We start from the raw sequence: 13,939 nt of genomic DNA on the forward strand, positions 1-13,939 counted from the left end.
CGTAACAAGCATCATAAATGCGATTTCAGTGGCGGGGATAAATTGGTCCGTTACGGGTGCTGCTGCCGACGATCGCTTGGGTTCGACGACGACACGCTCGGCCTGGGTACGGCCCTCGTGAGCAGATCCTGTTCGCCCGGGATGGCCGCAATATCGCAATTGGCACTCCGGCTCAGACCGCGATCCCAGTCAATGCTCCGAAAAAGTCTTTCATGCCCGGCGCCGTTGCAAGGATTTCGTGACCCTTATGGATATCGTCGCCGGCGAAAAAGTCGCTGACGATACCGCCGGCTTCCTGGACGAGGGTGAGCCCTGCCGCGACGTCCCAGGGGTAGATGATCGCTTCCCAAAAACCATCCATGCGACCGGCGGCGACCTGAGCCAGCGCAAGGGCCCCCGCGCCGTGCATGCGGTACATGGCACCGGCTGAAAAGAGGCCATCGATTACAGCGTGGTGCCTCGTGGCTGGGGATTTGAAGCTGTAGCCGATCGAGAGGAGGGCCTGCTTGGGAGCGGATGTCGTGCTGACTCGTATGGGCTTGCCGTTGAGCATGGCGCCGCCACCCTTGTGGGCGGAGAACATTTCATCCCGGCACGGGTCGTAGATGACGCCCACGGTGGGTTCGCCGTCGACCACGAAGCCCGCGGACAGGCACCAGAAGGGGATGCCACGGACGAAATTCGTGGTTCCGTCTATCGGATCGACGATCCAGGAGCTGGCCGCGATCTCGCCGCCGCCTTCCTCGCCGAGGAACGTATCGTCGGGGAAGAGTGCGGCGAGGCTTTCACGGATGAAAATTTCTGTTTGCCTGTCGACCTCGCTGACGAAATCCTGGACGCCTTTTTCCTCAACGGAAAACGAGCGGGCTTCGAAGTGTTCTAGTGCGCGCTTGCCAGCCTCGCGCAGGATGGCTTCGGCGGCAGTGCGGCGGTGGGCGAGGGACATGGGAACTCCTTATTGGAAATAGGTGTATTTGAGGGGCAGTAGCGCGGCGCCGGTTGCTGCCGGATCGCCCGGAGCCTCGCCGATTACGAGCTTGGGGCGGGGCATCCCGACGCCGTAGCGGTGCTCGCTTTCAAAACGCGTGCGGGCGATGAGCATCTCGCCCAGGGCTGTGGGTAACTCGCCGCCGAAGACAATCGCTTCCGGATCGAGAACTGCCGAGAGGGTATTGATCATGCGGTCGAGTTGCGGCGTGACGACTTCGATCCAGTTGGCGACGCCGGGCCATCCTGGATCGAACCGCTCGCGTAGATCGGCCACACCATCGAGGGGAACGCCGTTTTCCGCGAGTGTGTCGAGCAGGGAGCGCAGGGCAGGGCGGCGTGGCGATTCGTCGGGTGTATAGATGCCCGAGAACTCGCCAGCGTTGCCGTGTCGCCCGAGATAGGGTTTACCATCGATGATGATGCCGCCGCCGAAACCGTAGTTGAACGAGAGGTAGGCGAACGTGCCGCACCAGCGGCCGGCACCCGCGAGGCTCTCGCCGATAGCGCCGGCGGTCGCGTTGTTTTCGATGAAGACCGGCAGCTCGAAAGCCTCTTTCAACTCCGGTTCGAGAGGGACGAGGGACCAATCCCGCAGCGGTTCGGGCGCATTCATGGCGCGGTCGCCATCGACGAAAAAACCCGCCATCGCATAGCCGAGGCCACAGATCGTTTCGGGCTTGATGCCGGCTTGCGCGACCATCTCGTCGAGCGTGCTGCGCAATGTGGCGATTCCCGCCTTGCGGTCGGAAAGCGGGCCGCGCAGCCGGCGCTCGAGAATCGTGTCGCAGTTGAAGTCCACCAGCGAGATGGTCATCGAGTCGGTGTTGATCGAGATGCCGACGGCGTGGACGGCGTTTTTATCCAAGAGGAGGTTCGGGCTGGGCTTGCCGCGTCCGGAGGGCGGGGCTTTTTCCGAGAGCACGAATCCGTCCTCGATCAGCCCTTCGAGCAGGCGGTGAACGGATTGCTGGGTGAGGTCCGTGAGGTCGGTGACCGCCGAGCGGGCGATTGGTTGGCGCGTCCGGACGATATCGAGCAGTAGCCGTTCGTTGTTCGAAAAGGTCAGTCGTTTCTGTGTGTTAGCCGGCATTTTGTTCTCTTCCTCAGCGTCGCACCGATCGGTCCTCACTGTCGCCTTATACAGCTTGCTGCCTTTTTTGCATTGCCTGTCACAAATATTACATGATAAGTGTAATAATTAAGATCGCGACGCAACCTTTCAATCCGTCGCATGAGAAAGGGAGGACAGATGCCAAGACTGGTGGCAGAGGACATTGCCGTTCGGTTCGGTAATTTCGACGCGCTCAAGGGGGTAAACCTTGTCGCGGAGACCGGATCGTTCATCACGCTTTTGGGGCCGTCCGGCTGCGGCAAGACCACGCTTTTGAACGTCATCGCCGGATTTCTTCAGCCCAGCCGGGGGCGGCTGTTCGTCGATGGTGCCGAGATCACGCGCCAATCACCCGAGGTCCGGGATTCGGCGATGTGCTTCCAGTCCTATGCGCTGTTCCCGCACTTAAGTGTCGCCGATAACATCGCCTTCGGGCCGCGGCAGAAGCGGATCGGTAAGGACGAAACGGTCCGCCGGGTCGAGAACCTCGTGCGGCAATTGGGGCTCGAGGATCACGCCACGAAGCTGCCTAATGCGCTCTCGGGCGGTCAGCAGCAGCGCGTTGCGCTGGCGCGCGCGCTGGCTGTGGCGCCGGGGTTGGTGCTGTTCGACGAACCGCTCTCCAATCTCGACGCCAAGCTGCGCGACCAGGTCCGGACCGAGATCCGTGCGCTGCAGCGGGAAGTCGGGTTTACCGCTATCTATGTCACGCACGACCAGGCCGAGGCGCTGGCGCTGTCCGATACGGTCTTTCTTCTGAATAAGGGCGTGGTCGAACAGCAGGGCGCGCCGCGCGAGATTTACTTCAAGCCGCGCACGCGGTTTGTCGCCGACTTCATCGGGGCGGCCAATCTGCACAAGGGGGAACTTACGGGCGGCAAGATGGTGACGCCGTTCGGGCTGTTGGCTTGCGCGCAAGCTGACACGGGTTGTGCCGAAGTGTGCTGGAGGCCTGAAGCAGCAAGGATCGGGGGCAATCTGTCGGGCACGGTCAGCGCGGTCGCGTTTCAGGGCGCATACGTCGACGTTTTTGTCACCGCTGGTGGTGAAACGGTCCGGCTGCAGCTTCCGGGGCACCTCGATATCGCGATCGGCGACACGCTCGCGTTCGACGTGCCGGCGGAGGGCATCGTGCGGCTGGAGGACGGCCCCGATGCGTAATGCGATCCGGATCACCCTGTTGCTCACGCCGACAGTCGGTGTGGTGTTGTTCTTCATGGGCTCGGTGCTTTACCGGGCCATCGTCCAGTCGTTCGGGCTTTACGATTTTTCCGGGACGAGCGAGGGGCTCTCGCTGGTCCATTGGCAAGAGGTTTTAGCGGCCAGGCGGTTCTGGCGAGCCTTTCAATGGTCGGCCTATATCGCGACAGCGTCGGCGCTGATCGCAGTCGCACTCGCCTATCCGATCGCGCTGTGGCTGAGAAAACCCTTTGCCGGGTCCATGACGCTTTCGGCGATCCTCAAGGCGCCCTTGCTGGTGCCGGGGCTCGTGGCGGCGTTCCTGCTCGTCAACGTCATTTCCTACCACGGCTTTGTCAACGAGTTCCTCGTGTGGACGGGGCTTTGGGACGCGCCGGCGCGGATGCAGAACGACGCGAATGGCTTTGCGGTGATCGGATTGCAGGTCTGGAAGCAGATGCCCTTTGCCTTCCTGCTGCTTTCGGGTGCGGTGCAGTCCATTCCCGATCAGGTGCTCAACGCGGCGCAGGATCTCGGGGCAGGGACAGTTGCCCGGTTCCGTAAGGTGATCCTGCCGCTTTCGACCAAAGCCATGCAGGCGGCGCTCGTGCTGATCTTCATTGGTGCGGCGGGGGATTTCAGCTTCCAGGCCGTTGCGGGACCGTCCTCGATCAACTCCATGGCGACCTATATGGCCTCGCTGCAGGGTGCCGAGGGCGACTGGAACGGCGCCGCCGTGGTCGCTGTCATGCTGATGGCACTCTCGCTCTTTGGAGCGCTCGGGCTCACGGCTCTCGTCCAGCTCGCGACGCGCGCGATGGGGAGGGTGGCATGAGGCGGTCTCATCTCAACACCATCCTTTCGGGCCTGCTCATCGCGGCGATGATCCTGTGGCTGGTCGTGCCCTTTGGCATGGCGCTCCTGTGGTCGCTGGTCGACCCGAGCCAGGCCTGGAGCTATCCCGATATCCTGCCGCCCAAGCTCTCCTTCGAGCGCTGGCGCCTGATGTGGGAAACCACCTCGCTTTCGACCGCCATGCTCAATTCCTATTCGCTCGCGCCGATGGCGGGACTGGGAGCGGTGCTGCTGGCGATGCCGACGGCCTATGCTTTCGGGCGGCTGGACTTTCCAGGCAAGACGGTCTGGCAGACGGTTACGCTTCTGCCGCTCATCATGCCGGGCTTCGTGACTGCGATCTTCTTTGCCTCGCTCCTGATCTCGATGGGCTTTTTCGCACGCTATCCGGCGATCCTTGTCGGTCATATCGTGATGCTGTTGCCCTTTGCGGTGCGTATCCTGTCGGTGTCGTTCTCGCTGGTGCGACAGGACGTCATCAACGCGGCGCGAGACCTTGGTGCGTCGCCGGTTGCCGTCTTCCGGGCGGCCTATCTGCCGGTCCTCAAACCCGGCATCTTTGCGGCCTTCCTCATCGTCTTCATTCTCTCGCTCGAGGAATTCGCACTCGCTTTCGTCGTCGGCTCGCCTGATTTCACGACGATCCCGACCATTCTCTATTCCTATCTCGGCTACAACTTCATCCGCCCCAACGCGGCCGTTGTCGCCCTGATCCTGGTCGTTCCCAACGTCATCCTAATGCTCGTGCTGGAGCGGCTCCTGCAGTCGGCCAACCCGGCGGGCGTTTCCGGGAAAGGCTAACCCCTTGCGCAACACATGGAGGAGCAAAAACATGCTGCGTAAACTTCTAACCGCAACCCTTGCCGGCGCCCTCGTCGCCAGTCCGGCGCTGTCTTATGAGCTTTCGGAGATGAGCTGGGACGAAATCGTCGAGCAGGCCAAGGCCGAGGGCGAGGTGACCTGGTATGTCTGGTATTTCCAGCCCGAATTCCGCGATGCTGTCCGGCAGTTCGAAGGAGAATACGGCATCACCGTCAACATTCCCGACGTCAGCGGCGGTGACGACGCGCTCAACAAGGTGCTCGCCGAAGCCGGGCGCGAGGTTGGCGATGTGGACGTTCTCGCGCAGGGCGGGCAGGCTGGCAACAGGATTGCCGTCGAGGAGATCTTCCTCGGGCCCATCCTTCCGCTTCTGCCCGAAGGCGCGAATCTCACCGATCAGGCTGAAGGTGCCGACTGGCAGGGCTATGGCGTCAAATACTGGGGCAACCAGACTGGTATGGCCTATGACAGCAACCGGGTCGATCCCGAGACGCTGCCGCAGACCCTGGCCGATCTTGAGGCCTGGATCGATGCCAATCCCTATCAGCTCGGCTTCAACTATGAGAATGGCGGCTCCGGCCCGTCCTTCATCCACAACATCGCGCGCAATATTCTCGGCATCACGCCGGACAGCGTTATCGATGAGGTTCCCGACCTGACCCCGGTCTATGACTGGTTCAACGCCCGCGAAGACAAGTACGTCATCACAGGGTCGAACGCGGACAGTCTTACGCGCCTGAATTCCGGCGAGTTTCTTCTCGCCCCGGCTTGGGAGGATCATCTTTACGGGCTGGTCAACCGGAACGAGGTGGGTAGCCATATCGGGTTCTACATCCCCGAATGGGGCATGAACGGGGGCGGCAACGTCGTCGCGATCCCCAAGAACGCCCCGCACAAGGCCGCCGCGCTGGTCTTCGCGCACTGGCTGACCTCGGCTGACACGCAGACCGAGTTCAACCGAATTTTCGGCTCCGCACCGGCCAATACCGCGGCTGACGACAGCTTCGCGATCGTGCCGAACGCGCAGCGCATCAACAGCCGCGTCTGGGCCGCGCCGCTTTCGGACCGGGATGTGGTTCCCGGCTTCATCGAAAACGTCGTCCAGGACTAACCGGGTCTAACCGGACCGGGTCCTCCCACCGGTCCCGCTTGCGGGGGAGCGTCACGCTTCCCCGCATTCCGGTATCTGCTCTTCAACACGCCCGGCGCCCATGAGCGCGGGGCTTTCACGCAAAGCAAAACGAAATGCACCAGACTTCACCCTTATCCGTTTCCGCCACGCTCTCGCGCGGCCTTCCGCTGATCGTCGCGCATCGCGGGGAATGGGCGGAGAGCCCGGAGAATTCCCTTGCCGCGTTCGCTGACGCCCGTGCTGCCGGCGCCCATATCGTCGAGTTCGATACGCAAACGGTTGCAGATGGCACACTCGTGGTGATCCATGATGAGACCGTCGACCGCACGACCGATGGCAGCGGTGCCGTGGCGGATTTGGCACTCGCTGAAATCCGCGCGCTGCGACTGCGGGCCGGTGGCGGCGGTGACGAGGCGCCCCTAACGCCCTTGTGGGTGCCCACGCTTGCCGAAGCGCTTGAAGCGGTGCGCGGGCGCGTGCTGGTCAATATCGATACCAAATATATGCGCGACCTCGATACGGTTGCCGCGACGGTGCTGGCGATGGATATGGCCGATCAGGTGGTGCTCAAGGGGCCCGTCGACCTCGATGGCGACAATGCGCGATTCCTCAACGCGCCCTGGTTCGGACAGATCCCGTTCATGCCGATCCTGCCGGCACGGGAGGGGCGGTTCGCTGAGGATGCGGCGCGGATTATTGCGGATTTCCGGCCGTCCATGCTGGAGATCGGGTTTTCACGACTTGAGGATGTGCTTGAAGCGCGCCCGGTGCTGGATCACCATAATGTGCGGCTCTGGACCAACACGCTCGATCCCGTCCATTCGCTCGATTTTAACGACACACGCGCAAAGTCGGATCCGGATGCCGTGTGGGGCAGGTTGATCGACGCGGGGATTACCGTGTTGCAGACGGACCTCAGCCCGCAGCTTGCGCGTTATCTTACCGAGCGGTACGAATCGTTCTTTTGAGCAAGAGAATCGAACGCTTGTTCCAATTGTGTCTGGAGACCAAGAGGTGAACCTTTATTCCGTCGCGTTTCATCTGGCCGGTGCGGTGATGCTGCTCCTGTGGGCCGTGCGCATGGTGCGCACCGGCGTCGAGAGGAGCCACGCGCCGGCGCTGCGGTCGCTTTTGCGCGAGAGCCGTGGCGGCAGGATGCGCGCGGCGGGGATCGGCGCCGGGATTGCCGTGTTCCTGCAAAGTTCGACGGCGGTCGCGCTTCTGGCGGCGGGGTTTGCCGGGAGCGGGGTGTTGAGCCTCGCGACCGGGCTGACGCTGATGCTGGGGGCGGATCTTGGATCGTCGCTGGTGGTGCAGATCCTGTCGCTCGACTTGCAATGGCTGGTGCCGCTGCTGTTGATTGCGGGTGGCACGGCGTTCTTCAAGGGGCAGACGCGGACCTGGCGGCAGGGCGGGCGCATTCTGATCGGTATCGCGCTCATTCTGGTCGCGCTGCAGATGATCGGGGTGGCGACGGCACCCCTGCGGGAGACGGGGACGGTTCTTTCCGGTGTTCTGGGCTATCTCGCGAGTGATTTCGTGACGGCGTTCCTGATCGGCGCGGCGTTTACGTGGCTGGTGCATTCCTCGGTCGCCTCTATCTTGATGATCGCCGCGTTCGCGGCGCAGGGCATCCTGCCGCTTGAAGTCGGTGTTTCGCTGGTGCTCGGGGCGAATCTCGGAGGCGGGATGATTGCCTTGACGCTGACGCGTAACAGCGTCGTCGAGGCGCGCCGGATCGCCGCGGGCAATCTCCTTTTCCGGGGGGCTGGCGCGGTCGCCGTGCTCATCGCCTTCCAGCTTCTCCAGCCGTCGCTTGGCTGGCTGGGCGCGGGCGACGCGGCCCGGCTGATCAATTTGCACCTGGGATTCAATATCGCGCTGCTCATCGTGTGCCTGCCGCTTACGGGGCTGGTGGCCAAGCTGATGGAGCGGATCGTGCCTTCGGCGGATACCGCGCCCGAACCGCTCGACGAACCGGGCACGCGGCTCGATCCTTCGGTCATCGGCCAGCCGCCGCTGGCCCTGGCAAGCGCCAAACGTGAGCTTTTGCGCATGGCGGAGATCATCGAGCGGATGCTGGCGCCGCTGATGGAGCTTTACGAGACCGGCGATCCGGAAAAGATCAAGCAGGTCAAACGGCTCGAACAGGCGGTGGATACAGCGCAATCGGAGATCAAGCTCTATCTGGCCAAGATCCAATACCCGGACGATCTCGACGACGACGCGCGGCGCGGGCAGGAGCTGGCCAATTTTGCGATCAACCTCGAATATGTCGGGGACGCGATTGCCAAGACGCTGATGAAGCTGGCCGAGACCCGGCGCGACCAGAACCTCAAATTCTCCCCCGCCGGCTGGCGCGAACTCAACGAATTGCATCACCGCGTGATGCAGAACATGCAGCTTGCGCTCAACGTCCTGATGTCGGAAGACCGCGAATCCGCGCGGCAACTGCTCGCGGAAAAGGAAGAGATGGGCCGGGCCGAGCGCGCCAGCGCCACCGGCCATCTCCAGCGCCTGCGCGAAGGCGCGCACCACAGCATCGAAACGAGCAACATCCACCTCGAAACGGTACGGGCGCTCAAGACGATCAACTCGCTGTTCGCGAGCGTGGCCTATCCGATTCTGGCGGAGAGCGGGGAGCTGCGGGATACGCGGCTGGCGTAGGGGCGCGCCGAAGCGCCCTCCGGCGGTTGCCTCGGGTTCAATCAGAATGGGCGGTATGCGGCGAGACGTGGCCTCATACTGTGTAGATATATAAATGCGAGGCACGCCTCGCCGCATACATCCGGGATTTTCGGCTTATGGGTACCCCGCCGGGGACGATCCCCTCCCTCTTTCGAGGGTATGGCGCGCTGAACTGACCGGGCGTCCCGGGGTCGTGTCGCCTTGGCGCGAGTGAGCACCCTTTGGGCCTCCGCTGGAGCGACCTCCATCGGACCCGAACCGGCCTACGGACACACCCGGAGCGCCGCGGGACCAAATGAGACCTCGGCCCGGCCTCACGCTTCCCGTCTCTCCAGCTCTGCCCTCACCGGAAGCTCGTATGCATCCTCGCCCTTGGTGCGGCCGTGAGAGGAAGTATGGCACGGGTTTTGGGGGGCGGGGATAAGATTGGGGTAAGGAGAGAATCGAAAGTCTACCGAGGAGACAAGCTCAAACCAAAGGAAGCCATTTGTAGGTCGTCAAAAACCTTTGATATTTGAGCAGGTTGGGGGCGGGGATAGAACTGGTGTAGAGAGCTGTCGTTCAGCGAAAGATTCATCGCGTTTCGGTTTAAGTCATGCCAGCCAAATCCCAAAAACACTTTTCGGATCGACAATATGAATACGAAGGAATCCTTGAGAGGGTCGAACGACGCTAGGTCTGAACGCGATAATACAGTTGATGCTAAGTTCGATTGAATCCACCTGATCGATTTAGATTCTGCAACATTTCCGCCGAAAACCCTCACTCTTCCTGGAATTGCTTGCCCTCTTGATAAGGATATCGGGAACGTTTCCGGCAAAATGCGCCTGTAGTTCGAGCTAAGATGAGCAATAATACCAGTTTTAACTATCCATTTAGCTATTGTAGCGCGTTCAGTTTTGCTGAAACGTCTGGGGTTTATATCCATCTCAAGGCGAGGAAGAATTGCGCTGAAGGCAACTTCCAGTCGTGACATCCAGCCATTGTTACATTCGCCGCACACAACCTTCAGTGTATGGGAATTGGGGCTGGCCTTCCGCTCGTCCAGTGGCATCCCGAAGAAATTTGCTCGAGTGCCACGAAATTCCCCTGGTTCATCTCCACCGACGTACTCCTGCAACCAAACAGGCAGGACATGTTCTCGCGTGAGGGCGTGTGGAGTTCCGCAGAATATGCACTTACGACCTGCCATCTAGATCATCGGCCATCAAAACACACCACCACAGCTGTACTATTGTCTTAACTACACCCAGTCGTCGACCCACACGTATCACACTTCAAGCACGTCCCGTTCCGCACCAGCGTGAAGTTCTGGCACTCCGGGCAGGCTTCCCCAACATAGCCCTTCATCTGAGCTTCCGCACGCAGCGCGTTCGTGTCCTTCGCCTTGGGCATAGGCGCTGCCTCGGCCTCGGCCTCCGGGGCCACCTGCGGGTCCGTCTTCAAGGCCGTGCCGGATTTGAGCGCCGTCATCGTCGAGGTTTGCAGCGCCTGGACCGGGTTGGGGAGGTTCAGATCCTGGCTGGAGACCAGCATCAGGTTCTTGTCCTTGACCCGGCCGCGGGTCATGCCGCGGGAGACGAAGCGGTCTGCCGAGACGGGTGAGGGGGCGTTGCCGCGGTCCTTGACCTGCTTGTCTTCCGAAACGCCCTGGCCGATGGAGGTCGATCCGGCGTCGGGGGTGACGTGGGCGAGGTCGGTGCGGTCGAGATAGGAGATCGCCAGTTCGCGGAACACGTAGTCGAGGATCGAGGTCGCGTTCTTGATCTGGTCGTTGCCCATGACGAGGCCGGCCGGCTCGAAGCGGGTGAAGGTGAAGGCCTCGACGAATTCGTCGAGCGGCACGCCGTATTGCAGGCCGAGCGAAATCGCGATGGCGAAATTGTTCATCATGGCGCGGAAGGCGGCGCCTTCCTTGTGCATGTCGATGAAGATCTCGCCCAGGCGCCCGTCATCGTATTCGCCGGTGCGCAGGTAGACTTTGTGGCCGCCCACAATCGCCTTCTGGGTGTAGCCCTTGCGGCGGTCGGGCATTTTTTCGCGCTCGCGGATGGTCTTTTCGATGATCTTTTCGACGATTCTCTCGGTGACCGCAGGCGTGCGCTCGGCGGCGGGGAGGGTGGCGAGCTCTTCGATGGCGTCCTCATCCTCGTCCTCATCGGCCAGAAGCGAGGCGTTCAAGGGCTGGGAGAGCTTGGAGCCGTCGCGGTAGAGCGCGTTGGCTTTCAGCGCCAGCTTCCAGGAGAGCATGTAGGCTTGTTTGCAGTCCTCGACCGTCGCATCGTTGGGCATGTTGATCGTTTTGGAGATCGCGCCCGAGATGAACGGCTGGGCGGCGGCCATCATGCGGATGTGGCTTTCGACCGAAAGGTAGCGCTTGCCGATCTTGCCGCAGGGGTTGGCGCAATCGAAGACGGGCAGGTGCTCGTCCTTCAAGAATGGCGCGCCCTCAAGCGTCATCGCGCCACAGACGTGGATGTTGGCCGCTTCGATGTCCTTTTTGGAGAAGCCCAGGAAGGGCAGGAGTTCGAAGGTGGGGTCGGCGAGCTGCTCGTCGGTGACGCCCAGCGCCTTGAGCGTATCGGCGCCCAGGGTCCACTGATTGAAGACGAATTTGATGTCGAAGGCCGACTTCATCCCCGCATTGAGCTTTTCGATGTGTGCGTCGGTCAGCCCCTTGGCCTTGAGCGAAGTCGGGTTGATGGCCGGGGCCTGGTTGAGATTGCCGTGGCCGACGGCATAGGCCTCGATCTCGGCGATCTGGTCTTCGGAATAGCCCAGCGTCCGCAGCGCTTCGGGGACGGCGCGGTTGATGATCTTGAAATAGCCGCCGCCGGCGAGCTTTTTGAATTTGACGAGCGCGAAATCGGGCTCGATACCGGTGGTGTCGCAGTCCATCACCAGCCCGATGGTGCCCGTCGGCGCGATCACCGAGACCTGCGCGTTGCGGTAGCCGTGCTTTTCACCCAGTTCGAGCGCCGCGTCCCAGGCCGCCTTGGCGCGGTCGACGAGGTTCCGATCCGGGCAGGCCGCGTGGTCGAGCGGGACCGGGGCGATGGACAGGCCCTCATAGCCATTGGTGTTGCCGTAAGCGGCATTGCGATGATTGCGGATGACGCGCAGCATATGCTTGGCGTTGCGCTTGTAATCCTTGAACGCGCCGAGTTCGGAGGCAATCTCCGCCGAGGTCGCGTAGGCCACGCCGGTGAGGATCGCGGTCAGCGCACCGGCGATGGCGCGGCCTTCCTCGCTGTCGTAGGGGATGCCCGAGGTCATCAGCAGCCCGCCGATATTGGCGTAGCCCAGGCCGAGGGTGCGGTAGAGATAGGAGCGTTCGGCGATGGCGCGCGAGGGAAACTGGGCCATCATCACCGAGACTTCGAGGACCAGTGTCCAGAGCCGGACGGCGTGCTCGTAATCGGCGGTGTTGAAGGTTCCATCCTTGTCGCGGAAGGGCAGGAGGTTGATGGAGGCCAGGTTACACGCCGTGTCGTCGAGGAACATATATTCCGAGCACGGATTGGACGCGTTGATCGGGCCAGCCTCGGGGGAGGTGTGCCACTCGTTGATGGTGGTGTGGTACTGGATGCCGGGATCGGCGGAGGCCCAGGCGGCGTAGCCGATGGTGTCCCAGAGCTCGCGGGCTTTCAGGGTCCTGGTGGGCTTGCCGGTCTGGCGCGAGATGAGGTTCCACTCGCCATCGGCCTCGACGGCGTTGAGGAACGCGTCGGTGACGCGGACCGAGTTGTTCGAGTTCTGGCCCGAGACGGTCAAATAGGCTTCGGAATCCCAGTCGGTGTCGTAGACGGGGAATTCGATGTCGGTATAGCCCTGCTTGGCGAATTGGATGACGCGGAAGATGTAGTTTTCCGGCACCAGCGCCTTTTTCGCAGCTTTGATTTCGCGCTTCAGAGCGGGGTTCTTGTTGGGGTCGAAGCAATCATCGCCATTGCCGTCGCAATTGACGGCGGCTTTCATGACGAGCTTCAAGTGTTTGGAGACGATCTTCGACCCGGTCACCAACGCGGCGACCTTCTGCTCTTCCTTCACCTTCCAGTTGATGTAGTCCTCGATATCGGGGTGGTCGATATCGACGACGACCATCTTGGCGGCGCGGCGGGTGGTGCCGCCGGACTTGATCGCGCCCGCGGCGCGGTCGCCGATCTTCAAAAAGGACATAAGACCCGAGGACTTGCCGCCGCCCGAAAGCCGCTCGCCTTCGCCCCGCAGGGCGGAGAAGTTCGAGCCGGTGCCCGAGCCGTATTTAAAAAGGCGCGCTTCGCGGACCCACAGGTCCATGATCCCGTTCTCGTTGACCAGATCGTCATCGACCGATTGAATGAAGCAGGCGTGGGGCTGGGGATGCTCGTAGGCGGATTTCGACTGGGTCAGCTTGCCGGTGAACGGATCGACATAGAAGTGGCCCTGGCCGGGACCATCGATGCCATAGGCCCAGAAGAGGCCCGTGTTGAACCATTGCGGGGAGTTGGGGGCGACCCGCTGGGTGGCGAGCATGTAGCAGAGTTCATCGTAATAGGCGCGGGCGTCTTCCTCCGAGGAGAAATAGCCGCCCTTCCAGCCCCAATAGGTCCAGGTGCCGGCGAGGCGATCGAAAACCTGCCGGCTATCCATTTCCGAGCCATAGCGCTCGTCCTCGGGGAGCTTGGCGAGCGCCTTTTCATCGGGCACCGAGCGCCAGAGCCAGGAGGGAACGTCGTTTTCCTCTATCCTTTTGAGGACCTTGGCGACACCGGCCTTGCGGAAATATTTCTGCGCGATGATGTCGGCGGCCACCTGGCTCCAGGCTGCCGGCACGGCGATGTCCTCGAGCTTGAAGACCACAGACCCGTCCGGGTTGCGGATCTCGCTCGTCGCGCTCTTGAATTCGATCCCCGCATAGGCGGACTCGCCTGCCTTGGTGAAACGCCGTTCGATATGCATGTCTATGGTTCCCCAAACTAAGCCGGTTCGCTTGTTTTGGTGCCCCGCAAGCGATTGGAGGTCCGGCCCGAAAGTGTCGATCTGGAATGGGACTCGTTGGTCCCGGAGATCGAAACCTTTTTCGATTCTGGACGGCGCCGTCAATCGCACCAATCGACTACAAATTGTGTCGCCCAAAATGGCTGAAGCTAAATATAGTGTATTTCACTGTGGATAGCGAG

General features: G+C 61.8%; 10 protein-coding genes. 6 read left to right on the top strand and 4 right to left on the bottom strand.

From position 1 onward, the window contains the following. Positions 1-172 precede the first annotated feature (172 nt). Positions 173-946 (bottom strand): inositol monophosphatase family protein, encoded by a 774-nt coding sequence (locus LG281_RS01750; protein WP_404403761.1) that lies wholly within the window; start codon positions 944-946, stop codon positions 173-175. 9 nt (positions 947-955) lie between these two features. Continuing rightward, entirely contained in the window at positions 956-2,080 is a 1,125-nt protein-coding gene (locus LG281_RS01755) for an ROK family transcriptional regulator (RefSeq protein WP_404403763.1), read from the bottom strand. 159 nt (positions 2,081-2,239) lie between these two features. On the opposite strand from LG281_RS01755, the gene LG281_RS01760 reads away from it, so the two are divergent. From LG281_RS01760 to LG281_RS01785, 6 genes are all read left to right on the top strand, one after another. Further along, complete coding sequence (locus LG281_RS01760) at positions 2,240-3,262, top strand: ABC transporter ATP-binding protein (RefSeq protein ID WP_404403765.1); 1,023 nt, start codon at positions 2,240-2,242, stop codon at positions 3,260-3,262. After that, positions 3,255-4,115, top strand: coding sequence for an ABC transporter permease (locus LG281_RS01765; RefSeq protein WP_404403767.1), 861 nt, complete (start codon positions 3,255-3,257; stop codon positions 4,113-4,115). The genes LG281_RS01760 and LG281_RS01765 overlap by 8 nt, the downstream gene beginning before the upstream one ends. Further along, entirely contained in the window at positions 4,112-4,936 is an 825-nt protein-coding gene (locus tag LG281_RS01770) for an ABC transporter permease (RefSeq protein ID WP_404403769.1), read from the top strand. The genes LG281_RS01765 and LG281_RS01770 overlap by 4 nt, the downstream gene beginning before the upstream one ends. Before the next feature lie 31 nt (positions 4,937-4,967). Continuing rightward, a complete protein-coding gene (locus LG281_RS01775) occupies positions 4,968-6,068 on the top strand; it encodes an extracellular solute-binding protein (protein ID WP_404403771.1) in 1,101 nt (366 codons plus the stop codon). Between the two features lie 134 nt (positions 6,069-6,202). Beyond that, positions 6,203-7,057 (top strand): glycerophosphodiester phosphodiesterase family protein, encoded by an 855-nt coding sequence (locus LG281_RS01780; RefSeq protein ID WP_404403773.1) that lies wholly within the window; start codon positions 6,203-6,205, stop codon positions 7,055-7,057. A gap of 46 nt (positions 7,058-7,103) precedes the next feature. Then, on the top strand, positions 7,104-8,756 hold the full coding sequence (locus tag LG281_RS01785) for a Na/Pi cotransporter family protein (protein WP_404403775.1): 1,653 nt from the start codon (positions 7,104-7,106) through the stop codon (positions 8,754-8,756). A gap of 472 nt (positions 8,757-9,228) precedes the next feature. Here the strand turns inward: LG281_RS01785 and LG281_RS01790 are convergent, their stop codons facing one another. Both LG281_RS01790 and LG281_RS01795 read right to left on the bottom strand, forming a co-directional pair. Further along, positions 9,229-9,969, bottom strand: a complete 741-nt coding sequence (locus LG281_RS01790) for a hypothetical protein (RefSeq protein ID WP_404403778.1) — start codon at positions 9,967-9,969, stop codon at positions 9,229-9,231. Positions 9,970-10,016: 47 nt separating this feature from the next. Continuing rightward, on the bottom strand, positions 10,017-13,718 hold the full coding sequence (locus LG281_RS01795) for a vitamin B12-dependent ribonucleotide reductase (protein WP_404403780.1): 3,702 nt from the start codon (positions 13,716-13,718) through the stop codon (positions 10,017-10,019). Positions 13,719-13,939: the final 221 nt, after the last annotated feature.

This window comes from Pelagibacterium halotolerans (genome assembly GCF_044811015.1).
In the GTDB taxonomy this organism is placed as follows: domain Bacteria; phylum Pseudomonadota; class Alphaproteobacteria; order Rhizobiales; family Devosiaceae; genus Pelagibacterium; species Pelagibacterium halotolerans_A.